The organism is Microbacterium rhizosphaerae, assembly GCF_034120055.1.
GTDB lineage: Bacteria > Actinomycetota > Actinomycetes > Actinomycetales > Microbacteriaceae > Microbacterium > Microbacterium rhizosphaerae.
The window spans coordinates 2996573-3020568 of record NZ_CP139368.1; the positions used below are offsets into that span (position 1 = coordinate 2996573).

Sequence of the window (23996 nt, forward strand, 5' to 3'; positions counted from 1 at the left end):
CTAGACGCGCGCAGCCTCGTGCACGACTCCGCGGATGAGCTCCTCGAGCCCCTCCAGACCCGGTGCCGCGGCGATCTCGGCGCGCAGCTCCCCGGCCCGATCGCGGAAGGATGCGTCATGGAGCACGCGGTCCACCGCATCCGCGATCGCCCCCTCCGTCGGTCGCGCCGTGTGCAGGTTGATGCCCGCACCCGACCATTCGACCCTTCTGGTCGTCTCCATCTTGTCCTCGGTGTCACCGGCGACGACCATCGGCACCCCGTGCGCGAGCGCGTGGTGCAGGCCGCCGTAGCCGCCGTTCGACACGAACACGTCGACGCGCGGCATGAGGGTGTCGTAGGGGATGAATTCCGCCACCCGGGCGTTGGCGGGCAGGTCGCCGAGCGACGCGACCGGGGCGCCACCGGTCGCTGCCACGACGATCACGTCGCGGTCGGCCAGAGCGCGCATGGTCGGCACGAGGAGCTCCCCCAGGTCGGTGTTCGCGACCGTGCCCTGCGCGACGTGCACGACGGTGCGGCCGTCCAGATCCGCCCACCAGGCAGGCAGGTCGGCACGGCGGGACGAAGCGCCGAGGACCGGCCCGACGAACCGCACGTTCGGCGCGAGGTCGCTGCGCGGATACTCGAACCCGGGCACCGTGAGCTGCGCGAAGGCATCCGCACGAACGCCCCAGTCGTTGAAGTAGACGTCGAGCGAGCCGCCGGTCAGATCCCGCACGAGCTCCTCGGCGAGCTTCTGCGGGCGCCGCAGCACCACGTGGCGCACGAGCGCGTTGAGGGCGCGGTTGCGGACGCGCCCGAGGGCATCAGAGCGCGGAGGGATGCCGAGCCCGAACGGCGCCGCATCGACGCTGGAGAGCCCGAGCGGCAGGACGCCGCACGCCACGACCGGAATGTGCGACCGCGGGTCGAGGGCCAGCGCGGCGGCACCGACGACGGTCGACTCGGTGACGATCACGTCCGTCGGCACCTCGGCGATCGCCGCCTGGATCGCACGGTACTGGCCGCGTCCGGGCGCGATGAAGATCTCCTCGACGCCCCGTGCGACGCCACGCACTCCCCCGGCCCGCTCGCGCGTGTCCGCGTTGTCGAGGTGATCGACGAACGCGTCGGCAGGCCAGGGCAGGTATTCCGCTCCGGTGCGGCGGACGGCATCCGCGAATCGCTCCCCGGAGAGGAAGCGCACGCGATGACCGGATCGCACGAGGTGCGCGGCGACGGCCAGCATGGGCGCGGTGTGGCCATCGGCGACAGTCGCCGTGACGAGGACAGACAGCATCAGAACCTCCTGTGAAACGTGCTCCGGATGTCAGAGCACGCCCACGGCGGCTGTGATACGACTACTCCTCGTCGTACTCGCGCGGCTTGACGTAGGGGTCGGCATCGCCCGCGAACGCCGCGGATGCGGCGATGCCGGCGACCTGCGCGTCACGCTCGCGGGCCTCGCGCAGCAGGTCCTCGATGTGTCCGACATTGTCGGGCAGCGCGTCGGGGATGAACTCGAGGGTCGGGGTGAGGCGGACACCGAGCTGGCGGCCGACCTCGCTGCGCAGCAGCCCGGTCGCGGACTTCAGCGCCTCGCCCGAGGCGATGCGCTCCTCCTCCGAGCCGAGCACGGTGTAGAACACCGACGCGTGCTGCAGGTCGCCGGTCACGCGGACGTCCGTGATGGTCACGAATCCGAGGCGCGGGTCGCGCAGCCCCTTCTCGAGGCGCTCCGCGATGAGCACGCGGATACGGTCGGCCATACGGGCCTGCCGTTCGCTGGACATGGGTATCTCCTTCTCGCGTGCGAGGGACGTCCGCAGGACGCCCCTCGCACGAAACGCGATCAGCCGCGCGGCTTCTCCACCATCTCGGTGGTCTCGATCTCGTCGCCCACCTGGATGTCGTTGTACTTGCCGAGGCCGATACCGGCTTCGAAGTCGGTGCGCACCTCGGTGACGTCGTCCTTGAAGCGGCGCAGCGACTCGATGGCCAGGCCGTCGGCGATGACCACGCCGTCGCGGATGACGCGCGCCTTCGCGTTGCGCGTGATCGTGCCCGAGCGGACGATGACACCGGCGATGTTGCCGAACTTCGAGGAGCGGAACACCTCGCGGATCTCGGCCACACCCGACTGGACCTCTTCGAACTCCGGCTTGAGCAGGCCCTTCAGCGACTGCTCGACGTCGTCGATCGCGTTGTAGATGACCGAGTAGAACCGGATGTCGACACCCTCGCGAGAGGCGCGCTCGCGCGCCTTCGTGTCGGGACGCACGTTGAAGCCGAGCACGATCGCGTTGTCGATCGTCGCCAGGTTCACGTCCGACTCGGTGATCGCGCCGACACCACGGTGGATGATGCGCAGCTGCACCGAGTCGTCGACCTCGATCTTGAGCAGCGACTCCTCCAGCGCCTCGACGGCACCGGACACGTCGCCCTTGATGATGAGGTTGAGCGACTCGACCTTGCCCTCTTCGAGAGCGCGGGTGAAGTCCTCGAGCGAGATGCGCTTGCGAGCCTTGGCCAGCTGCGCGTTGCGCTCCGCGGCCTCGCGCTTCTCGGCGATCTGGCGGGCGGTGCGGTCCTCGTCGGTGACGATGAACGTGTCGCCCGCGCGCGGCACCGAGTTCAGACCCTGCACCTGGACCGGACGAGACGGGTACGCCTCCTCCACCGCGTCGCCGTTCTCGTCGATCATGGCGCGCACGCGGCCGTAGGCCGTGCCCGCGACGATCGCGTCGCCGACGCGCAGCGTTCCGGACTGGATCAGCACCGTGGCGACAGAACCGCGGCCCTTGTCGAGCTTGGCCTCGATCGCGACACCGCGGGCGTCCTTGTTCGGGTTGGCCGTGAGGTCCAGGCCCGCATCCGCAGTCAGCAGGACCGCGTCGAGGAGCTCCTGGATGCCGGTCCCCTGGCGCGCCGAGACGTCGACGAACATCACGTCGCCGCCGTACTCCTCGGCCACCAGACCGTACTCGGTCAGCTGCTGACGCACCTTGGCCGGGTTCGCCTCGGGCTTGTCGACCTTGTTCACCGCGACCACGATCGGCACGCCGGCCGCCTGGGCGTGGTTCAGGGCCTCCACCGTCTGCGGCATGATGCCGTCGTCGGCCGCGACCACGAGGATCGCGATGTCGGTGACCTGCGCACCACGGGCGCGCATGGCGGTGAACGCCTCGTGACCCGGGGTGTCGATGAAGGTGATGGCGCGCTCGATGCCGTCGTGCTCGGTCCACACCTGGTAGGCACCGATGTGCTGGGTGATGCCGCCGGCCTCGCCCGCGACCACGTTCGTCTGACGGATGGCGTCGAGAAGACGCGTCTTGCCGTGGTCGACGTGACCCATGACGGTGACCACCGGCGGACGGATCTCGAGGTCCTCCTCGTTCTCCGCCTCCAGCTCGGCCTCGAGGTCGAGACCGAAGCCCTCGAGGAGCTCTTTGTCCTCGTCCTCAGGCGAGACCATCTGGATCTTGTATCCGAGCTCGGCGCCCAGGACCTCGAAGGTGGCCTCGTCGAGCGACTCCGTCGCCGTCGCCATCTCACCGAGGTTGAAGAGGATCGTCACGAGCGTGCCGGGCTGCACGGTATAGCCGCGCAGAGCCTCGAGCTTGTCGGCGAAGTCCGCGATGGATGCGCCGCGACGCATGCGGATGATCTCGCCGTTGCCCTTCTGGACGTTGACGCCACCGACGACCGGCGCCGACCGCATCTCGAATTCCTGCCGCTTCGCGCGACGCGACTTGCGCTGCCTCGACTTGCCGCCGCCCTTGCCGAAGGCACCCGCGGTGCCACCGCCGGGGCCACGGCCACGGCCGCCTGCGCCGCCGGGCCGGTTGGCGAATCCGCCGGGCGCACCCGTGCCGGCACCTGCACCGGGGCGCTGGAAGCCGCCGCCGGCACCGCCGGGACGACCCGGACCGCCGGGACGCTGCTGGAACGGAGCACCGGGACGACCGCCGCCGCCGGGACGACCTGCGCCGCCCGGACGCGGGGCGCCGGGGCGCGGGGCGCCGGGGCGCGGAGCCTGCGGACGCGGGATGTTGCCGGGCGTCGGCCGCTGGCCCATGCCCTGCGCGGACGCGAAGGGGTTGTTGCCGGGACGCGGGCCGGCGGGACGCTGGCCCATGCCCTGCGACGAGGCGAAGGGGTTGTTGCCGGGACGCGGCGTGCCACCCGGGCGCGCGGCGGCCTGCGGGGCGGGTGCTGCGGGGCCGGGCTTCGGGCCGGGGCGACCGCCCGAGGCCGCGGGCGCGGCGGGAGCGGAGCCCGCGGCGGATGCCGCGGGCGCCGCCTCGGCGGCGGGGGCCGGAGCCGGAGCGGCGGGGGCCTCGGAGCGCGGCGCTGCGGGCGCCGGAGCCTTCGGGGCCGGAGCCTTGGGGGCGGGCGCCTTCGGGGCGGCCGGGCCGGGCCGGGGTGCGCTCCCCCGTGCGGGGGACGCGGTCTGAGCCGCAGCCGGCTTGGCCGCGTTCTCGGTGTCAAGGGCGGCGCGGAGCTTGCGAGCCACAGGCGGCTCGATCGTCGACGAGGGACCCTTGACGAATTCGCCGAGTTCCTTCAGCTTCGCGAGCGCGACCTTGCTGTCGACGCCGTATTCGGAAGCGATCTCGTGCACGCGCGGTTTTGCGTTTGCCACAGTTCTCCTGTCTGGGGGTCTACCCCGGACAGGGCAGACCATTAGTCGCGGACGGGTCTCATTTCGAGCCGTTCACTTTGTGTCCATAGCCATTCAGCCGTTTCTCGATGGTCTGCGTGTCGAGGGGACCCGACACACGCAAGGCTCGTACGAACGCGCGGCGCCGGAGTGCGGCATCCACGCACGGCACCGACTCGTGCACCCATGCGCCCCGTCCCGGGAGGACAGCCCGCTCGTCGGGGACGAGCACGCCGTCGACCTGCACAACGCGCAGGAGTGAGGATCGGGGAGCACGCGTGCGACAGCCGACGCACGTCCGTACAGCATCCATGTTACCACCGGAGCGATATGCCCCGGACCCCCTTCGACTACCACCGGGGCGCCATGCCCCGGACCCCCTTCGACTGCCCCCGGCTGGAGGTCGACTGCGCCGTCAGTTGTCCTCGAGCACGCTGTCCGGCTGGATGTCGATCTTGGCGCCGGTGAGCTTCGCGGCCAGGCGGGCGTTCTGCCCCTCCTTGCCGATGGCGAGCGAGAGCTGGTAGTCGGGGACGAGCGCCCGGACCGCCTTGGTGGATGCGTCCAGCACGAACGCCGACGTGACCTTCGCGGGGGACAGGGCGTTCGCGACGAACTTCGCCAGCTCGGGGTCGTAGTCGACGATGTCGATCTTCTCTCCGCTGAGTTCCTCGGTGACCGAGCGCACGCGCCGGCCCAGCTCCCCGATGCACGCGCCCTTGGCGTTGATCGACGGGTCGTTCGCCTTCACCGCGATCTTCGTGCGGTGGCCGGCCTCGCGGGCGAGCGAGACGATCTCGACCAGGCCGTTGGCGATCTCCGGCACTTCGAGGGCGAAGAGCTTGCGGACCAGACCCGGGTGCGTGCGCGACACGGTGATCGCCGGGCCCTTGGTGCCCTTGGCGACCGAGGTCACGTAGACGCGGATGCGGGACCCGTGCGCGTAGTCCTCACCCGGCACCTGCTCTTCGGGAGGCAGGATGGCCTCGACCGTCCCGAGGTCGACGTGCACCATGCGCGGGTTCGGCCCCTGCTGGACGACGCCGGCGACGATGTCGCCCTCCTTGCCGCGGAACTCGCCGAGCACGGCGTCGTCGGCGATGTCGCGCAGGCGCTGGCTGATGACCTGCTTGGCCGCGAAGGCGGCGATGCGGCCGAAGTCGTCGGGCGTCTCCTCCTCCTCGCCGATCACGGCGCCCTCGTCGTCGGTGAGGGGGAGGAAGATCGCAACATGACCGGTCTTGCGGTCGAGGTGCGCGCGGGCGCCATCGGGAAGCTCGCCGACCGCCGACGAGTTCTTCGCGTACGCCGTCAGGATGGCCTGCTCGATGATGCGCACGAGTTCGTCGAAGGGGATCTCCTTCTCGCGCTCGATCGTCCGGAGAAGTGCGAGATCGATATCCATCAGGGCCTCCCTATTCAGCTCTCGCCGGGCGCGGTGGCGCGCGGCATCCTTACGAGATTACCGGATGCGATCCCCGACGGCGCTGAGAGCGGTGCCCGGAGACAGTGCGCCGCTCATAGACGGGGTCATCGGCCCACGTCCAGTCCCTTTCGCGTGTCGGTGCCAGGGTGTACCCCGGAAGCATGACCCCAGGCGACATCCCAGACGACGACGCGGGCGCGACCCGCGACGACCGCGGCAGCACCCACATCCTCCCCGGCAGCGAGCGCGAACCGGTCTCCGGCGCGACGGTAGCCGGCCCGGTCCACCCCGACGCCGAGATCGAGGCCACGCTCGTGCTGCGGCGCAAGGCCGAAGTGCCCGAGTCGGCGCTCGAGCACCCGATCCCGCGAGCGGAGTTCGTGGAGAAGTACGGCGCGGACCGCGCGGACGCCGATGCCGTTGCAGCCGCCGTGCGCGATGCGGGTGCGACCGTCGTCAGCGTTGATCTCGGAGAGCGGCTCATGCGGATCCGCGGAACCGTGAGCGCGCTGCAGCGACTGTTCGGCACTGCTCTCCACGTCGCCGACGACAGCGGCAACAGCTTCCGGCAGCGCACCGGTCCTCTCCGAGTCCCGGATGACCTGCACGAGCGGGTGACCGCCGTGCTCGGGCTCGATGACCGCCCGCAGGCGCGCACCCACTTCCGGGTGTTACCCGAGGCGGCGGCCGCCGTCAGCTACACACCCGTGCAGGTCGGCGCGATGTACCGGTTCCCGCCCGGCACCGACGGCTCCGGGCGCACGGTGGCGATCATCGAGCTCGGCGGCGGATTCGCCCCGTCGGACCTCGACGCCTATTTCTCGGGTCTCGGCATCCACCCCACCCCCACCGTGACCGCCGTCGGCATCGACGGCGCGACGAACCAGCCGGGCCAGGACCCGAACGGCGCGGACGGCGAGGTGCTGCTCGACATCGAGATCGTCGGAGCGCTCGCCCCCGCAGCGCACATCATCGTCTACTTCGCCCCGAACACCGATGCCGGATTCCTCGATGCGGTCACGGCGGCCGCGCACGCGACCCCGACCCCCGATGCCATCAGCATCAGCTGGGGACAGAGCGAGGACGCGTGGACCGCACAGGCGCGCACCGCGATGGACGCGGCGTTCGTGGATGCCGCCGCCCTCGGCGTGACGGTGACCGCCGCCTCCGGCGACGACGGCAGCAACGACAACGTCAATGACGGGTCGCCGCACGTGGACTTCCCCGCATCCAGCCCTCATGCGCTCGGGTGCGGCGGCACGACGCTGCACGGATCCGGGGGCACGATCGCGTCCGAGACCGTGTGGAACAACGGCACCGGCCGGGGTGCCACGGGCGGCGGCGTCAGCGACGCGTTCCCGCTGCCGTCGTGGCAGAAGCCCGTCGGCGTGCCGGCAGCTCCCGACGGCTCGGCGGGTCGGGGAGTCCCCGATGTCGCCGGTGACGCCGATCCGCAGACGGGCTACAAGGTGCGCGTCGATGGAGCGGACGTCGTGATCGGCGGTACGAGCGCGGTGTCTCCGCTGTGGGCCGCACTCGTCGCACGGCTCGTCGAGGCCACCGGGACTCCGCTCGGCCTCGTGCAGCCGAAGCTCTACGCCGGTGCGACGGCCTCCGTCACCGCGGCCGGCTTCCGCGACATCACCTCCGGCAACAACGGCGCATACTCCGCCAAGGCGGGCTGGGACGCCTGCACGGGCCTCGGCTCCCCCATCGGCACCGCACTCCTGACGCACCTGAGCGGGTGACCCGCTGCAGGCTCAGGTGGGTGCCGATCCCGACGACGTGACGCGCACCGACGACTCCAGCGCGTTGATCGCGCCGATCAGCCGGAAGAGGTCGCCGACGCGACGCTGGTCGAGGGTGAGGGCGATGCGGGGCAGCTCGAGCCGATCGTCGTCTTGGACCTCGGGCGGCAGCGGCGCCGTGCGGTGGATCGAGCCCGAGGCGACGAGGTCGTGGAAGCGCGCGTCGAGCGTGCCGATCTCGGCATCCGTCGGCTCAGCCTTCAGCCGCAGCACGAGGGTCGTCCCGACCCAGCGCAGGGAGTCGTAGTTCCGCCAGAAGCCCGTGATCTCGGCTGCGGCCGCCTCGACCGAATCCGTGATGAGGACCCGGTCGAGGTCATCGCGCGCGATGAGTCCAGCGGGGACGAGCTCGTCGTGGATGAAGAGCCGGAGCCCGTCCCAGTAGGTTCCACCGGGGCGGTCGAGCAGGACGATCGGCACCGGTTCCGCCTTGCCCGTCTGCTGCAGGGTGAGCAGCTCGAAGGTCTCGTCGAGAGTGCCGAAGCCGCCCGGTAGGCTCACGAAGCCACGCGACTCCTTCATCAGCATGAGCTTGCGGGTGAAGAAGTACTTCATCGTCACGTGGTTGGGGTCGGCCGCGACGATGGCGCTGGGCTTCTCCTCGAACGGCAGCCGGATCGATACGCCGATCGACAGCTCGGGACCCGCTCCCTCCGCGGCCGCCTGCATGATCCCGGGCCCCGCGCCGGTCACGACCATCCACCCGAGTCGCGCGAGCGAGGCCGCCACCTGCTCGGCCTGCGCGTAGAGCGGGTCGTGGTCCTTGGTGCGCGCCGAGCCGAAGACCGTGACCTTCGAGGCTCCGTCATACGGCGCGAAGAGCCGGAACGCGCTGCGCATCTCCTCCACGGCGGCGGCTGTGATCTTCAGGTCGAGCCGCTCGGTTCCGTCACGACCGAGTTCCAGGCCGGTCGCCAGGATGCGGCGCACCAGGCTGCGGTTCACGGTGATGCCCTCGGCATCCATCAGCTCGTCGAGGCGTGCGCGCAGCGGGTCGATGTCGCTCATGAAGCCACCCTTGCACCATTCCCGCTGAGCGGGGTGAACGGATGGTGACGCGGCTCAGGGCCGCAGGGCGTGGAGTGCGTCGTGGACCGGAACGACATCGCGCTCGCCGCTGCGGCGGTCCCACAGCTCCACCTGGCCGTCGGCCGCGCCACGGCCCACGATCACGATCCGCGGCACACCGATGAGTTCGGCGTCGGCGAACTTCACGCCGGGCGAGACCTTGGCGCGGTCGTCGTACAGCACGTCGAGGCCGCTGTGCTCGAGCTGGGCGGACAGGGACTCGGCGAGCTCGAAGGCCACCGGGTCCTTGCCCGTCGCGATGACGTGCACGTCGAACGGCGCGACGGCGTCCGGCCAGACCAGACCCTTCTCGTCGTTGTTCAGCTCCGCGATGATCGCGAGGATGCGCGTCACGCCGATGCCGTACGAGCCCATCGTGACGGTGACGAGCTTGCCGTTCTCGTCGAGCACCTTGAGTCCGAGCGCGTCGGCGTACTTGCGACCGAGCTGGAAGACGTGGCCGATCTCCATCCCGCGGGCGAGGGTCACCGGGCCGGAGCCGTCCGGTGCCGGGTCGCCCTCGCGCACGGTTGCCACCTCGACGAATCCGTCGGCCGTGAAGTCGCGGCCTGCGACGAGCGAGTGCACGTGCTTCTGGTCGATGTTCGCGCCCGTGATCCAGCTCGTGCCATCGACGACCCGCGGGTCGAGGAAGTACCGGATGCCGGTCGCCGACTCCTCGCCGAGGATCGGGCCGGTTTCCGACCAGGGTCCGATGTAGCCCTTGACGAGCAGCGGGTGCTTCTCGAAGTCGGCGTCGTTCGCGGCCTCGACCTCGGCAGGCGCGAAGGCCACCTCGACCCGCTTGTCGTCGACATCGCGATCGCCGGGAAGTCCCACGACGACGACCTCGCGGGTGCCGTCGAGGTGCGTGAGCGCGAGTACCACGTTCTTGAGGGTGTCCGCCGCGGTGTACTCGCCGTCCAGGACGGCGTTCGAGTGAGCGACGAGGGTCTCGATCGTCGGCGTGTTCGGCGAGTCGTAGACCACCGGGGCCGGCAGGCCGTCGAACGGGATCGCGTCGGGCACGACGGTCTCGAACGCCTCGACGTTGGCGGCGTAGCCGCCGGGCGAGCGCACGAAGGTGTCCTCGCCGACCGCCGTCGGGTGCAGGAACTCCTCGCTGCGCGAGCCGCCCATGGCGCCCGCATCCGCCTGCACGATGACGTACTCGAGCCCGAGTCGCTGGAAGATGCGCTCGTACGCATCGCGCTGCGCCATGTACGACGCATCCAGGCCGCCGTCCGTATGGTCGAACGAGTAGGCGTCCTTCATCGTGAACTCGCGGCCGCGCAGGAGACCGGCGCGGGGACGAGCCTCGTCGCGGTACTTGTCCTGGATCTGGTAGATCGTCAGCGGCAGGTCCTTGTACGACGAGTACAGGTCCTTCACGAGCAGCGTGAACGCCTCCTCGTGGGTCGGGGCGAGGAGGTAGTCGGCATCCTTGCGGTCCTTGAGGCGGAAGATGCCGTCGCCGTACTCGTCCCAGCGGCCGGTCGCCTCGTACGGGTCGCGGGGCATCAGGGCCGGGAAGTGCACCTCCTGGGCGCCCGCGGCATCCATCTCCTCGCGGATGACCTTCTCGAGGCGTGCCTTCACCCGCAGCCCCAGCGGCAGCCACGCGAAGATGCCCGGCGCCTGGCGGCGGATGTAGCCGGCGCGCACGAGCAGCCTGTGGCTCGTGACCTCGGCGTCGGCGGGGTCTTCACGGAGCGTGCGGAGGAAGAACTTCGAGAGACGGGTGACCACGAGCACCAAGTCTATTGATGCGCGGTCACCGTCCCGACGACGATCAGTTCAGGGCGCGCGTGCCCTCGGGGATGATGCCGCCGGCGTACAGTCCGGCGGCGACGTCCTGGAGCGCGGTCAGGGCAACGCGCTGCGGCAGCGGACCGTAGGAGATGCGGGCGACGCCGAGCTCCTCGTACTGCGTCGACGTCAGCGCGCCCGGGAGGCCGATGACGCTCATCTTTCCGCGGCCGATGCCCTCGACGAGCCGCTGCGTGAGCTCGGCGTCGAAGATGCCGGGGACGAAGACGCAGGTCGCGCCGGCGTCGAGGAAGGCACGACCGCGCTCGATGGCGTCGGCGATCGACTCCTCGATGGCCCGGTCGCGCGCCCGCACGAAGGCGTCGGTGCGGGCGTTCAGCACGAAGGGGACTCCCTCGGCCTCGCCGGCGCGCACGATGGCCTCCACGTTCGCGACCGACTCGGCGAGCGGGCGCAGGCGGTCCTCGACGTTGGCGCCCACGACTCCGACGCCGATGGCACGCCGCGTGGTCTCCCCCGCGTCGTCGTACCCGTCGTCGAGGTCGGCGGTCACCGGCAGATCGACGGCCGCCGCGATGCGCCCCACCATGTCCAGCATCACATCGCGGGGGATCGCGCCGTCGGCGTACCCGAAGCTCGACGCGATGGAGTGGCCCGCCGTGGCGATGGCGGTCGTCTCGGGAAGGGCGGCGACGGCCCGGGCGGACACGACATCCCAGATGTTGACGACACGGAGGATCTGCGGCGCGGCGTACAGCCCGGCGAGGGTCTGCGCCTTCTCAGCGAGGGAGCTCATGGACCCACGCTATCGATCCCCGTGTCAGGCTCGGCGCATCGTCGGGCTCGGCGCATCGTCGGGCTCGGCGCATAGTGTGGCTGGGTGCCCACTCGTCGCGCGCATCTGACCGCATCCACCGCGCAAGGATCGCTCGCCGCGTCGCTGGCCGCGCTGCGCGTCTCGCTCGGGATCCCCGACGACTTCCCGCCGGACGTGCTCGCGGAGGCGCTGGCCGCGACCGCGGACGCACCGCAGCTCGACCTCCGCGACATCCCGTTCGCGACGCTCGACCCGGCCGGCTCGCGCGATCTGGACCAGGCGTTCCAGCTCGATCGCACGGCATCCGGGTGGCGCGTGCGGTACGCGATCGCGGACGTGCCGGGCTTCGTGCAGTCCGGCGGGGCGATGGATGCCGAGGCCCGCCGCCGCGGTCAGACCCTGTATGCGGCGGACGGCACCGTGCCGCTGCATCCTGTCGCCATCAGCGAGGGGAAGGCATCGCTCCTTCCCGGCGAGGACCGGCCCGCCTTCGTGTGGACGCTCGAGCTCGACAGCGACGGCGCCGAGACGTCGCACCGCGTCGAGCGGGCGTGGGTGCGCTCGCGCGTGCAGCTCGACTATCCCGCGACCCAGGCGGCTCTGGATGCGGGCCAGGACAGCCCGGCGGCTCTGCTTCGCGAGATCGGCATGGCCCGCCTCGAGCAGGAGCGGCTGCGGGGCGGGGCGAGCCTGAATCTCCCCGACGAGGAGATCGTGCGGGATGCCTCGGGCAACTACCGCATCGAACGCCGGCGGACGCTGCCGATCGAGGACTGGAACGCGCAGCTCTCCTTGATGACCGGGATGGCCGCAGCATCCCTCATGCTCGAGGCCGAGGTCGGGATCCTGCGCACGATGCCCGCCCCCGACGAGAAGTCGATCGACGCCTTCCGCACGCGAACGATCGCGCTGGGCCTGCCCTGGCGCGAGGGGCAGGCGTACGGCGAGTACCTCCGGGGTCTGGATCGGAACGACCCGCGGGCGCTCGCCGCGCTGCAGGCGGCCGTCTCCCTGTTCCGGGGTGCCGGGTACGCGACGTTCGACGGCGAGCCGCCCGCCGGCTCCGTCCAAGCCGCGGTGGCGGCGCCGTACGCGCACGTCACGGCTCCGCTGCGCCGGCTCGTGGACCGCTGGGGACTCGTCGTGTGCGCCGCGGCCTCGAGCGGCGGCGCGGTGCCGGATTGGGCGCGGACGAGTCTGCCGCTCGTCCCCGACCTCATGGCCGAGTCGACGAAGAAGGCCTCCCAGCTGTCATCCGGGTCCATCAACCGCGTCGAGGCAGCGCTTCTGCGCCACCGCGTCGGCGAGCGGTTCCCGGCGATCGTCCTGGAGGTGTTCGACGGAAAGGCGCGGATCCAGCTGACAGATCCCCTCGTGACGGCGTCGTGCCGTGTCGCACCCGATGTCGCAGCGGGCACGACGATCACCGTGACGTGCGCGGCAGCGGACATCGTCACCGGGACGGTGGCCTTCGACTCATGACGACCGTGCTGCTCTGCGGCTTCGAGCCCTTCGGGACGGATGCTGTGAACCCCTCCGGCGATGCCGTGCGCGACGTCGCCGCACGCTGGCGCGGACCCGAGCAGCTCGTGGTCGAGGTGCTCCCCGTGACCTTCGCCGGCGCCGCTGCCAGGCTCGCCGAACTGCTGGACGAGCACGACCCCGACACCGTCGTCTGCACGGGCCTGGCGGGCGGGCGCTCGCGCATCTCGGTGGAACGCGTCGGCGTGAACCTGATCGACGCCCGCATCGCGGACAACGACGGCGACCAGCCGGTCGACGTGCGGTCACTGCCCGGCGGTCCACCAGCGGTCTTCTCCTCGCTGCCTGTGAAGGCGATCGTGCGGGATGCGTCGGCCCTCGGCATCCCGATCGAGACGTCGCTTTCCGCGGGGAGCTTCGTGTGCAACCACGTGCTCGTGCACGCGGGTGCCTGGGCGGACGCGCACGGCCGACGTGCGGGCTTCATCCACGTGCCGTGGGCGGCCGGTCAGGCCCCGGGCGGCGAGCCGGAGCTTCCGCTGGAGACGATCGTCCGCGCGCTCGAGGTCGCGATCCGGACGAGTCTGGATGTGTCCGTCGACACCGCGATCCCCGGCGGCACGATCAGCTGAGTGCCGTCGTCCGATCGATCCGGAAGTTCGGGAAGCCCGACCCCGTTGGTCAGCGCTCCGGGCTCGAGGTACCGCTCTCACGCCACCCGTCTCGCGGGCTCAGATCGAGGGAGCCGCCGTGGTGGTCATGACGAGCAGCTGCGGGTCGGAGAGGTCGAGCGAGACCCGGATCGATGCGAACTCCGCCAGCGAGGCGACGTGCGTGCCGCCGCACAGGAAGCCCACCTCGCCCTCCGGCAGGACGCAGCGCCACATGCGGCGGTCGACGATCGTGGGCCCGTCGACGTCGATGCGACTCGCGCCCCCGGACGCCACCCACGCGGCCAGCAGCGCGTTGATGCGCTCCTGGCGGGCGCTGAGCGTCGCGGCCAGGCCGTCCGGGTCGAAGCCGGCACGGCGCAGGCTCTTGCCGAGCCGGTAGTCGTCGACACTGCCGTCGGGGTGGATGCGGCTCGACTGGTTCGCGCGGCCCTCGAAGTCGGGGTTGCCCAGGGGGTCGCTGCCGGGGTCCTTCCGCCAGAGATCGGCGAGCGCCGCATCGAGGGCGAGGGATGCGAGGTGGCACGCGGTGTGGCCTCGGCTCAGGCCGGCACGGGTCACGCCGTCGACCTCCGCCTCGACCGCGGCGCCGTCGGCGAGCCACGCGGGAGTCGGCCCGGAGAGCCGGTGGCCGACGAGCCACGTCCAGCCCTCGGCGCCGCGCTTGGCGGGGATGTCGGCGCCGATGGCGAACTCGCCCTCGTCGGAGAGCGCGGCCATCACGGCCTCGGAGACGCGCACCGACTCGTCGCCGGAACGCAGGACCCCGGCATCCCCCGGCTGATCCGGCCAGGTGTGGTCGACCGGGTGGAAGGGCGTCGCATCCAGCACGACGATGTCGTCGTGCACGCGGACCACGGTTCCCTCCCCCGTGAGCGCCCCGGACGGGAAGGTGACGACCGTCGGCGCCATCAGGCGGTCACGACCTGCGCGGTGCCGGTCGCGGCATCCGGTCCCATCTCGTCGGCGATGCGGTTCGCCTCCTCGATGAGGGTGGCGACGATCTCGGCCTCCGGGACGGTCTTGATGACCTGACCCTTGACGAAGATCTGCCCCTTGCCATTGCCCGAGGCGACGCCGAGGTCCGCCTCTCGGGCCTCGCCCGGTCCGTTGACGACGCATCCCATGACGGCGACGCGCAGCGGAACGGTCATGTCCTTCAAGCCCTCGGTCACGGCATCGGCGAGGGAGTAGACGTCGACCTGCGCGCGCCCGCATGAGGGGCACGAGACGATCTCGAGCTTGCGCTCGCGGAGGTTCAGCGACTGCAGGATCTGGTGGCCGACCTTGACCTCCTCGGCGGGCGGCGCGGACAGCGAGACGCGGATGGTGTCGCCGATGCCCTCGGCGAGGAGGATGCCGAACGCGGTCGCGCTCTTGATCGTGCCCTGGAAGGCCGGGCCCGCCTCGGTGACCCCGAGATGCAGCGGCCAGTCGCCGCGTTCGGCGAGCAGCCGATACGCCTTCACCATGACGATCGGGTCGTTGTGCTTGACGGAGATCTTGAAGTCGTGGAAGTCGTGCTCCTCGAAGAGCGAAGCCTCCCAGACGGCGCTCTCGCAGAGCGCCTCGGGGGTCGCCTTGCCGTACTTCTCGAGCAGTCGCCGGTCGAGCGAGCCGGCGTTCACGCCGATGCGCAGCGAGACGCCGGCCGCCTTCGCCGCGGCCGCGATCTCTCCGACCTTGTCGTCGAACTGGCGGATGTTGCCCGGGTTCACGCGCACCCCTGCGCATCCCGCGTCGATCGCCTGGAAGACGTACTTGGGCTGGAAGTGGATGTCGGCGATCACGGGGATCTGGCTCTTCGCGGCGATGATGTGCAGCACATCCGCGTCATCCTGCGACGGAACCGCCACGCGCACGATCTCGCATCCGGATGCGGTGAGCTCGGCGATCTGCTGGAGCGTCGCATTGATGTTCGTCGTGGGCGTCGTCGTCATCGACTGGACGCTGACGGGGGCATCGCCTCCGACGAGCACCTTTCCGACCTTGATCTGACGGCTCTTGCGTCGGGGAGCGAGGACTTCCGGCACACGGGGCATCCCGAGATTCACTGCTGGCACGGAGTCCAGCCTACGACGCGGGCACCGACAACGGCCTGACAGACGTGGATGCTCGGCGACCGCGGATGCCGCACCCGTCCGGGGCGCCGACACACGCCGGGGGGCGGCATCCGCTGTCTGATATCGTGACCGCATGACCGCGAACCGTTCCTGGTGGCCCGCCTCCTAGGCGGTGTGTTCGCGTTCCCTGACACAGACCGCCCTCGGGCGGTCTTGTCGTTTCGGCGGCCGCTCCCCGCATCCGAGCACTGACGGAAGAACCGATGAATCTGCATCACCTCGTCGCGAGCGACGCACCCTTCGCCCTGATCGCCCGTGACCCGGACTCCGTCGAACTGCTGACCGGCGACATCGTCGACGTCGAGCTGCTGGCCGACATCCCGCTAAAAGATACCTCGGGCGCGGCGCGGGAGGTGCTCGCACTCGTTCCGTACCGCCAGGTGCGCGAGCGCGGGTTCGTCTGCCACGACGACGGCGCACCGCTGCGCTGCCTGGTGGTCTCCGAGCACGTGCGGATCCCGCGCGACGAGGCTCTCGCACAGCTGCCGACCGAGCGCATCCCGCTCGTCGATGCCGGCTTCGACATCGCCGACGAGGAGTACGCGCAGATCGTCCGCCGCGTCATCGCGGACGAGATCGGCCAGGGCGAGGGCGCCAACTTCGTCATCCGCCGCGACTTCACGGCAGAGGTCGACGCCGATCCCCGCTTGGCCGCGCTCGCCTGGTTCCGCGCGCTGCTCACGCATGAGCGCGGCGCCTACTGGACGTTCGCCGTCGTCACCCCCGGCCACGTCGCGGTGGGCGCCAGCCCCGAGGCGCACGTGAGCGCACGCGACGGCGTCGTCACGATGAACCCCATCTCCGGCACGTTCCGGCATCCCGCGGGCGGGGCCACCGCCGCCACGCTGACGGAGTTCCTGGAATCGACCAAGGAGACCGAGGAGCTCTTCATGGTCGTCGATGAGGAGCTGAAGATGATGAGCGCGGTCTGCTCGGACGGCGGCCGCATCACCGGTCCGCACCTCAAGGAGATGTCGCGTCTCACCCACACCGAGTACATGCTGCGCGGGCGCAGCAGGCTCGACCCGCGCGACATCCTCCGCGAGACGATGTTCGCCCCGACCGTCACCGGCTCGCCGATGCAGAACGCCTGCACCGTGATCGCCCGTCACGAGGCCAGCCCGCGTGGCTACTACTCGGGTGTCGCGGCGCTGTTCACGCCGCGAGTGACGCTCGCCGCAGACGAGCCGACGCACGATCTGGATGCGCCGATCCTCATCCGCACCGCGTATCTCGTCGACGGACGCCTGCGCGTGCCCGTCGGCGCGACGCTCGTTCGTCACTCCGACCCGTACGGCGAGGTGGGCGAGACGCACGGCAAGGCGGCCGGGGTGCTGGGAGCGATCGGCGCCGTGCCGCGCGACATGGTGAGCGAGGCGCGCACCGCCGCGATCGACGAGGATGCCCCCGCTCCGCCAACCGCGCCGCTGGCCGATGACCCCGACATCGCCCGCCTGCTCGCGTCGCGCAACGCGCGCCTCGCCGCATTCTGGCTCAACCCTCAGGACGTGGACGGCTCCGGCCCCTTCGCGGGCCGCACGGCGCTCGTGGTCGATGCGGAGGACCGGTTCACCACGATGCTCGCCCACCAGCTGCGCCACCTCGGACTCCAGGTCGAGATCGCGCCGTGGGCGCAGGTCACCGCCGAGCAGCTGGATGCGGCGGACCTCGTCGTGTGCGGTCCCGGCCCGGGCGACCCGCGCGACACCACGAGCCCTCGCATCCGGCGTATGCAGGAGGTCGTGGCGCACCGACGGGATGCGGAGGCGCCGCTGCTGGCGGTGTGCCTCAGCCATCAGATCCTGGCTGATCGGCTCGGCATCGAGCTGGCTCCCCTGGATGCGCCGCACCAGGGGCTGCAGAAGACGGTCGACGTCTTCGGGACTCCGGCATCCATCGGGTTCTACAACACGTTCACCGCGCGCGTCGCACCGGGCACCACCCGCGTGGGCGATGCGGAGGTCTCAGCCGACGCAGCCGGGGATGTGTACGCGCTGCGCGGACACCGCTTCGCGTCGGTACAGGGGCACCTCGAGTCGATCCTGTCCCGCGACGGCATGGACACGCTCGAGCGCCTCGTCGCGCACGCCCTCGCCTGACCTCCGCCGCAGATCTTCCGGGCAGGCTAGGCCGCCAGCGCGAGGTAGGGCTCCCAGCGCGGGTCGGTGCGCTCGGTGCCGCGCACCGTCCAGTGCGCGCCCTGCGGGGGCCGCGGCATGAGCCGCAGCTCCCACCCCATCTCCTGAGGCGTCTTGTCGCCCTTCACGTTGTTGCAGCGCAGGCAGCAGGCGACGAGGTTCTCCCAGGAGTCGGCGCCGCCGCGCGAGCGCGGCAGCACGTGGTCGATCGTCGCCGCGGCCTTGCCGCAGTATGCGCAGCGGTGGGAATCACGGCGCAGGACTCCGCGTCGCGTGACCGGCACGCGGCGACCGCCGGGCAGCCGCACATAGCGGGTGAGAAGGATGACGACGGGTCTGTCGTAGGAGCGCTGGGTGCCCCAGACGGGGTCCTCCTCCATGCGCTCGACGATCGTCGCCTTGTCGTTCATGACGAGCACGAGGGCTCGCTTGAACGACACGATCGCCAGCGGCTCGTAGCCCGCATTCAGCACCAGTGTGCGCATTCCTCTGTTCCTCTCGAATGGCCGGGACGGCTTCGCGGTATTCGATGTGGAAGCGCCGTCGAGCGCGTGAGGGCATGAAAAAAGGCGCTGTCTACAGACAGCGCCTCGGCGCCGCGGACATGCCGCGGCTTCCGCTCGTGCAATGCCGGAGGACGAGCAATCCGAGCGCATCCATGGTGCGGATGCGTGGTGTGCTGGCCATCGGCTCTCCCTCGCTCTCTCAAGCGTTCCGGGTTCAGGCTAACGCACACGCCACCTGACGAGGCCCGGGAACCGGGGAAACATCAGGTGGCGTGTCGAAGAACGAAGCCGTCGAGCCGACGTGCGGGTTTACGGAACGGGGCCCGCGTTGGCCACGATCCACGCGAGCGGGTCGATCGTGACGCCGTTGAGGTGGACCTCGAAGTGGAGGTGGTTCGCGGTCGAGCGGCCGGTGCTGCCCACGGCCCCGATCTGCTGGCCGGCCGCCACCGTCTGGCCGACCTGGACCAGGCGGCTGCCGTAGATCATGTGGCCGTAGACGGTCGTGACGCGCTGGCCGTTGATGACCGAGTCGATGTAGATGCAGACGCCGTACCCGCCGACGCTGTCGGCAGAGGTGCGGACGACGCCGGCCGCGGCCGCGAAGATCGGGGTGCCCGCCGGATCGAGCAGGTCGACGCCCTGGTGCTCGCCGCCGCGGGCGAGATACCCGTCACCGATCTTCTGGACGTGGGCGAGGGGCCACCGGACCGCCCCGGAGCCCGGTGCCACCAGCCCGTAGTTGAACTTGGACCTGGATGCCGAAGCAGGGGCAGCCGCCTTGGCCTTGGCACGGGCGGCCGCGGCCGCCTCGGCCTTCGCCTTGGCGAGCTCCTCGGGAGTCGTCGCCGTGTAGGTGTCGCGCTGGACCGACGCCTCGGTGGCGTTGGACGCGACGACCAGCGTCTGTGCGTCTCCCGCGGCGACCTGCTGGAGTGTCTTCGCGCTGGCCGTCGGGGTGAGTGCGCCGAAGGCGGGGATCGCCACCGTGGCCACGAGTCCGCCGACCATGGCGAGCACGACGATCGCCTTCAGCGGCTTGCGCGCCCTGCCCTTGCGTGACGCGGCCGCGACGGGCGCCGGTCGCGCCGGGGGTCGACTCGTGGGACGTTGCGCTGTCGCGCGCTCCGTCCGTCGGGTTCGGGTCAGACCGGTCTGCGTGTCTGCGTTCTCGTTCGACGGCGCTTCGATGTGCTCAGCCAAATTGTCCTCCGGCGCCTCTGCGCCGGAGCGCTGGCTCGTCAGCACTGTTGTGTCGGGGCACGAGGTGCAGGCTTAACCGCACAGACGACGAGCCGGAGAGGCAATCCGTGCGGAGTCCGACGGCGGGCTTCTCGCCTGTGGACTCCCTCACGCTACCCGATGGTAACGAATATGTCACGTTGGACACGGAGGTCGAGACGATCCAAGAGTGAACGGCGCTCAGTTCCTGTCATCCACGAGGAAGATGTGCGACGCGACCTCCACCGGAAGTTCGAGGGCCTCGCCGTTCCCGTCCATCTGGACCAGCACGTACCCTTCGCTGAAGCGGAAGTCGCCGCGGGCTCCGGGCACGACACCGGCCGATTTGAGCTGCTGCAGCAGCTCCGGATCGACCTGGGCGGGCTCGGCGAGGCGCCGGACGACACCCTGGATGGGCTCTCCCGCCTCGTTGAGTCGTCGCACGAGACCGACGACGGCAGTGCGGTCGAAGGGCAGCACGTCGTCGCCGAGCTGCTCGAGTCCCGGGATCGGATTGCCGTACGGCGACTCGGTCGGGTGACCGAGCAGTTCGATGAGGCGCAGCTCGACCTGCTCGCTCATCACGTGCTCCCAGCGGCACGCCTCTTCGTGCACGTAGGCCCAGTCGAGCCCGATGACATCGCTCAGCAGCCGCTCCGCGAGCCGGTGCTTGCGCATGACGTCGACGGCCTTATGGCGACCGTCGGCCGTGAGCTCCAACGTGCGGTCGTCGGACACGATCACGAGACCGTCACGCTCCATGCGTCCGACGGTCTGCGACACCGTCGGACCCGAGTGTCCGAGGCGCTCCGAGATGCGCGCACGCAGCGGCACGATGTTCTCCTCCTCGAGCTCGAGGATCGTGCGCAGGTACATCTCGGTGGTGTCGATGAGATCGGTCATGGGGCGGGGTCCTCCGCTCGCGGAACAGGCGGTCCCAGCCTATTCGACGCGCCCCTGCCCGGGGCTCGCCGGCGGCGGGCCTGACCCCCGTCACGAGGCGTCACGCGGACAGGGGGCCGGCATCCCTCGCTTTAGACTCGGGCCATGCCTGACGTGGAGATCCCCCTCGACCTGCTGCCCGCCGACGGACGCTTCGGGTGCGGCCCGTCGAGGATCCGCCCCGCCCAGCTGGAGGCGCTGGTGCGCCGCTCGGCGATCCTCGGCACCTCGCACCGGCAGCCGCCTGTGAAGGACCTCGTCGGCAGCGTCCGTTCGCGCCTGTCCGAGCTCTTCCGTGCTCCCGAGGGCTACGAGATCATCCTCGGAGACGGTGGCTCCACCGCCTTCTGGGATGCCGCCGCCTTCGGTCTGATCGAGAGCCGGGCGCAGAACCTCGTCTCGGGCGAGTTCGGCGGCAAATTCGCGGCCGCGGCCGCGGCCCCGTGGCTCGAGGCGCCGGATGTGCGCAAGGCCGAGCCGGGCACCCGTGCGTCCGCCGAGGCCGTCGAAGGCGTCGACGTGTACGCGTGGCCGCACAACGAGACGTCGACCGGCGTCGCCTCGCCGATCGTCCGAGTGCAGGGGGATGCGGGCGCCCTCACCGTCATCGACGGCACGAGCGCAGCGGGCGGCATCGACTTCGACGCGTCCGCGGTGGATGCCTACTACTTCGCCCCGCAGAAGAACCTCGGCTCCGACGGCGGCCTGTGGTTCGCGCTCGTCTCGCCGGCGGCGATCGAGCGCATCGAGCGCATCGCGGCGTCGGGGCGCTACATCCCGGAGTTCCTGAGCCTCAAGAACGCGCTCGACAACTCGCGGCTGAACCAGACGCTCAACACGCCGGCGCTCGCGACGCTCCTCCTGCTCGACGACCAGCTCGAGTGGATCAACGGGAACGGCGGGCTCGCCTGGGCTGATGCCCGCACGCACGAGTCGTCGCAGGCGATCTACGACTGGGCCGAGGCATCCCCCGTCGCGACGCCCTTCGTCGCAGACCCGGCCGACCGCTCCCCCGTCGTCGCGACCATCGACTTCGATGACACCGTCGATGCGGCCGCGATCGCCAAGATCCTGCGGGCGAACGGCATCGTCGACACCGAGCCGTACCGCAAGCTCGGCCGCAACCAGCTTCGGATCGCGACGTTCGTCTCGATCGAGCCGGACGATGTGCGGCAGCTGCTTCGCGCGCTGGACTACGTGCTCGACAACCGCTGACAGGATCCACGGCATGGCCGATGACGACGCCGTCCCGCGCCAGACGAAGCAGCAGATGCGCACCCTCGAGCGACGGCGGGCCGTGCTCGAAGCGGCGACGAACGTCTTCGGTGCGCGCGGCTACAACAAGGGCGCGCTCGTCGAGGTCGCCGAGCAGGCCGGGATGACGCACGCCGGGGTGCTGCACCACTTCGGCAGCAAGGAGAGCCTGCTCATCGCGGTCCTCCAGTACCGCGACGGCGAGGAGGCTGCGGGCGTGCCCGGGCGCGCGCAGACGGACGGCCCGGCCTTCCTCGGACACCTCCTCGACACCGTGGTCGCGAACACCTCACGGCCCGGTGTCGTCCAGACCTACTCCGTCCTGTCGGCCGAATCGGTCACAGCGGGCCACCCGGCCCAGGCGTACTTCCGCGACCGGTTCACGGGTCTTCGCGACAAGATCGCGGACGTCTTCGCGGACGTCTGCGAGAGGGATGCCGGCGACCCGGAGGTGCGCGACGCCGCCGCGACGCTCGTGGCGGCGATGGACGGTCTGCAGGTGCAGTGGCTGCTCGATCAGCAGAGCGTCGATATGCCGCGCGCCATCGGCCGACTCATCGACGAACTCGTCGATCGTCTGCGCAGCGGGCGCACCGCACCGCCGTTTCCCCGCTCGGCGGACTGAGGAGCGTCAGGCCTCTTCGGGGGCGGACATCGCGTCGACGTCGTCGTCGTCCTCCTCGGAACCGTCCTCCTCGGAGCCGTCGTCCTCGTCCTCGTCCGACCCATCGTCGTCGTCGTCCGACTCGTCCTCGTCCGACCCATCGTCGTCCTCGTCCGACTCGTCGTCATCGGCCACGAGATCGATGTCCACGCCGTCGATATCGCCGCCGTGCACATGCATGCCCGCGTCGTCCGCGTCGTCCGCATCCAGATCGTCCTCGTCGTCGTCCAGATCGTCGACGTCCGCGTCATCATCGGACTCCTCGTCGACGCCCGCTGCGGCGCGCTCCGCCTCGAGGATCGCCTGCTGTGCCTGGTAATCCGCGAGCCGCTCGGCCCACGGCACCCAGTCCGGCGCGAGCAGCGCGTCCTCGCCCGGGAGAAGCTCGACCTCGAGCACGGTCGGCTCGTCGTCCTCGATGCGCGCGAGGCTCACGGTCCAGAACCAGCCGGGGTAGCCGGCGAGCCGGTTCGCGAAGCGCAGCGACACCACACCGTCGTCCTCGAGCGAATAACCCGCGGCATCCCCGACCGTCTCCGCAGGGGTGATCTCGTGCAGTGCCGACAGCGCGAGATCGTGCGCCGCGAGCAGGCGCTCGTCCGGCACGTCGGAGTCAGGCTTCGAAGTCATCCGCGACCTTGCGCAGCACCGCCGCGATCTTCTTCGCCTGGCCGCTGTTGGGGTAGCGACCGCGACGCAGGTCGCCGCCGATGCCGTCGAGCAGCTTGACGAGGTCCTCCACGATGACCGCCATGTCGTCGGCCGAGGGGCGGGAGCGCTTGGCGAGACTCACCGGAGCCTCGAGCACCCGCACCGACAGCGCCTGCGGGCCGCGCTTGCCGTCGGCGACGCCGAACTCGACACGCGCGCCGGTCTTCACGACCGAACCGGCGGGCAGGGCGGTGGCGTGCAGGAAGACGTCCTGACCGTCATCCGAAGTGATGAAGCCGAACCCCTTCTCGTCGTCGTAGAACCTGACCTTGCCGGTGGGCATGCGAAACCTCGCTCGTGTCGGCCCGACGTGCGGGCATAACCGGGTGGGGGGCGTCCCCCGGGGGAACCCCCAGCCTACGGCACCGGGCACCCCGACGGCCGTCGACGCATCGCCGGGCGGGGTAGGCTGATTCGGATGAGCACTGGCACCGGCGACAAGGGACAGGGCGGCGCAGACCTCCCGGTCCGGCGGATAGACCGCATCCTCGCGTTCATGGCGCTCGGGCTGACCGTGCTCTCGATCGTGTGCTTCTTCGCCGTGATCCTCGCGCGGCCCGCCGGCGTCGTGGACTTCTCGCAGGGCCTGTGGCCGACGATCATCGTGATGCCGCTGATCGCCCTGCCGATCGCGTTCGTCCTGATCGTCGTGCTGCTCGTGATGAGCTTCGTGCGCCGTGCGCGCGCCAACAAGGCCGGCGGCGCCTCGGGCGGCTCCCGCGCGGGTCGGTGAGAGGGCGGGCGCGGCGAC

At 70.6% G+C, this 23996-nt stretch carries 22 protein-coding genes; 7 read left to right on the top strand and 15 right to left on the bottom strand.

All coding sequences use genetic code 11. The features are described 5' to 3' along the window. From SM116_RS13595 to nusA, 5 genes are all read right to left on the bottom strand, one after another. Complete coding sequence (locus tag SM116_RS13595; protein ID WP_320941511.1) at positions 1-1281, bottom strand: glycosyltransferase; 1281 nt, start codon at positions 1279-1281, stop codon at positions 1-3. Between the two features lie 61 nt (positions 1282-1342). Continuing rightward, on the bottom strand, positions 1343-1774 hold the full coding sequence (rbfA, locus tag SM116_RS13600; protein WP_320941512.1) for a 30S ribosome-binding factor RbfA: 432 nt from the start codon (positions 1772-1774) through the stop codon (positions 1343-1345). A gap of 59 nt (positions 1775-1833) precedes the next feature. Continuing rightward, entirely contained in the window at positions 1834-4605 is a 2772-nt protein-coding gene (gene infB, locus SM116_RS13605; RefSeq protein ID WP_425563259.1) for a translation initiation factor IF-2, read from the bottom strand. A gap of 79 nt (positions 4606-4684) precedes the next feature. Further along, the gene (locus SM116_RS13610) at positions 4685-4957 is read right to left on the bottom strand and encodes a YlxR family protein (RefSeq protein WP_320941514.1); all 273 of its coding nucleotides are present in this window, start codon (positions 4955-4957) and stop codon (positions 4685-4687) included. A gap of 102 nt (positions 4958-5059) precedes the next feature. Next, positions 5060-6049, bottom strand: a complete 990-nt coding sequence (nusA, locus tag SM116_RS13615) for a transcription termination factor NusA (protein WP_320941515.1) — start codon at positions 6047-6049, stop codon at positions 5060-5062. Positions 6050-6231: 182 nt separating this feature from the next. Between nusA and SM116_RS13620 the strand changes: the two genes are divergently transcribed. Continuing rightward, positions 6232-7818, top strand: a complete 1587-nt coding sequence (locus SM116_RS13620) for a S53 family peptidase (protein ID WP_320941516.1) — start codon at positions 6232-6234, stop codon at positions 7816-7818. Between the two features lie 12 nt (positions 7819-7830). Here the strand turns inward: SM116_RS13620 and SM116_RS13625 are convergent, their stop codons facing one another. From SM116_RS13625 to SM116_RS13635, 3 genes are read right to left on the bottom strand one after another with little or no spacing between them, the layout of a single operon-like run. Then, on the bottom strand, positions 7831-8886 hold the full coding sequence (locus tag SM116_RS13625) for an LOG family protein (RefSeq protein ID WP_320941517.1): 1056 nt from the start codon (positions 8884-8886) through the stop codon (positions 7831-7833). A 54-nt stretch (positions 8887-8940) separates the two neighbouring features. After that, positions 8941-10695, bottom strand: a complete 1755-nt coding sequence (locus tag SM116_RS13630; protein ID WP_320941518.1) for a proline--tRNA ligase — start codon at positions 10693-10695, stop codon at positions 8941-8943. Between the two features lie 43 nt (positions 10696-10738). Continuing rightward, positions 10739-11512 carry an isocitrate lyase/PEP mutase family protein gene (locus tag SM116_RS13635; protein ID WP_320941519.1) on the bottom strand — a complete coding sequence of 258 codons (774 nt, stop codon included), beginning with the start codon at positions 11510-11512 and terminating at the stop codon, positions 10739-10741. Positions 11513-11596: 84 nt separating this feature from the next. Between SM116_RS13635 and SM116_RS13640 the strand changes: the two genes are divergently transcribed. Beyond that, on the top strand, positions 11597-13015 hold the full coding sequence (locus tag SM116_RS13640) for an RNB domain-containing ribonuclease (protein ID WP_320941520.1): 1419 nt from the start codon (positions 11597-11599) through the stop codon (positions 13013-13015). After that, positions 13012-13647: a pyroglutamyl-peptidase I gene (locus SM116_RS13645; RefSeq protein WP_320941521.1), complete on the top strand. Its 636-nt coding sequence runs from the start codon at positions 13012-13014 to the stop codon at positions 13645-13647. The genes SM116_RS13640 and SM116_RS13645 overlap by 4 nt, the downstream gene beginning before the upstream one ends. 99 nt (positions 13648-13746) lie before the next feature. Here SM116_RS13645 and SM116_RS13650 read toward each other — a convergent pair whose 3' ends face one another. Continuing rightward, complete coding sequence (locus SM116_RS13650) at positions 13747-14598, bottom strand: alanyl-tRNA editing protein (protein ID WP_320941522.1); 852 nt, start codon at positions 14596-14598, stop codon at positions 13747-13749. Next, the gene (ispG, locus tag SM116_RS13655) at positions 14598-15728 is read right to left on the bottom strand and encodes a flavodoxin-dependent (E)-4-hydroxy-3-methylbut-2-enyl-diphosphate synthase (protein ID WP_320944181.1); all 1131 of its coding nucleotides are present in this window, start codon (positions 15726-15728) and stop codon (positions 14598-14600) included. Before ispG ends, SM116_RS13650 begins: the two co-directional genes overlap by 1 nt. A 284-nt stretch (positions 15729-16012) precedes the next feature. Between ispG and SM116_RS13660 the strand changes: the two genes are divergently transcribed. Next, complete coding sequence (locus SM116_RS13660; protein ID WP_320941523.1) at positions 16013-17908, top strand: anthranilate synthase family protein; 1896 nt, start codon at positions 16013-16015, stop codon at positions 17906-17908. 26 nt (positions 17909-17934) lie between these two features. Here SM116_RS13660 and SM116_RS13665 read toward each other — a convergent pair whose 3' ends face one another. From SM116_RS13665 to SM116_RS13675, 3 genes are all read right to left on the bottom strand, one after another. Beyond that, on the bottom strand, positions 17935-18432 hold the full coding sequence (locus SM116_RS13665) for an HNH endonuclease (RefSeq protein WP_320941524.1): 498 nt from the start codon (positions 18430-18432) through the stop codon (positions 17935-17937). 330 nt (positions 18433-18762) lie between these two features. Beyond that, entirely contained in the window at positions 18763-19656 is an 894-nt protein-coding gene (locus SM116_RS13670; RefSeq protein ID WP_320941525.1) for a M23 family metallopeptidase, read from the bottom strand. A gap of 219 nt (positions 19657-19875) precedes the next feature. Continuing rightward, positions 19876-20577 (bottom strand): iron-dependent transcriptional repressor DtxR, encoded by a 702-nt coding sequence (locus SM116_RS13675; protein WP_320941526.1) that lies wholly within the window; start codon positions 20575-20577, stop codon positions 19876-19878. 144 nt (positions 20578-20721) lie between these two features. Between SM116_RS13675 and serC the strand changes: the two genes are divergently transcribed. After that, complete coding sequence (serC, locus tag SM116_RS13680) at positions 20722-21831, top strand: phosphoserine transaminase (RefSeq protein ID WP_320941527.1); 1110 nt, start codon at positions 20722-20724, stop codon at positions 21829-21831. A 13-nt stretch (positions 21832-21844) separates the two neighbouring features. Continuing rightward, entirely contained in the window at positions 21845-22495 is a 651-nt protein-coding gene (locus tag SM116_RS13685) for a TetR/AcrR family transcriptional regulator (protein ID WP_320941528.1), read from the top strand. 6 nt (positions 22496-22501) lie between these two features. Here SM116_RS13685 and SM116_RS13690 read toward each other — a convergent pair whose 3' ends face one another. Next, on the bottom strand, positions 22502-23164 hold the full coding sequence (locus SM116_RS13690; RefSeq protein WP_320941529.1) for a DUF3027 domain-containing protein: 663 nt from the start codon (positions 23162-23164) through the stop codon (positions 22502-22504). Beyond that, positions 23148-23528 carry a cold-shock protein gene (locus tag SM116_RS13695; RefSeq protein ID WP_320941530.1) on the bottom strand — a complete coding sequence of 127 codons (381 nt, stop codon included), beginning with the start codon at positions 23526-23528 and terminating at the stop codon, positions 23148-23150. The genes SM116_RS13690 and SM116_RS13695 overlap by 17 nt, the downstream gene beginning before the upstream one ends. A gap of 135 nt (positions 23529-23663) precedes the next feature. Between SM116_RS13695 and SM116_RS13700 the strand changes: the two genes are divergently transcribed. Then, a complete protein-coding gene (locus tag SM116_RS13700; RefSeq protein ID WP_320941531.1) occupies positions 23664-23978 on the top strand; it encodes a multidrug ABC transporter ATPase in 315 nt (104 codons plus the stop codon). The last annotated feature ends 18 nt before the right edge of the window (positions 23979-23996 follow it).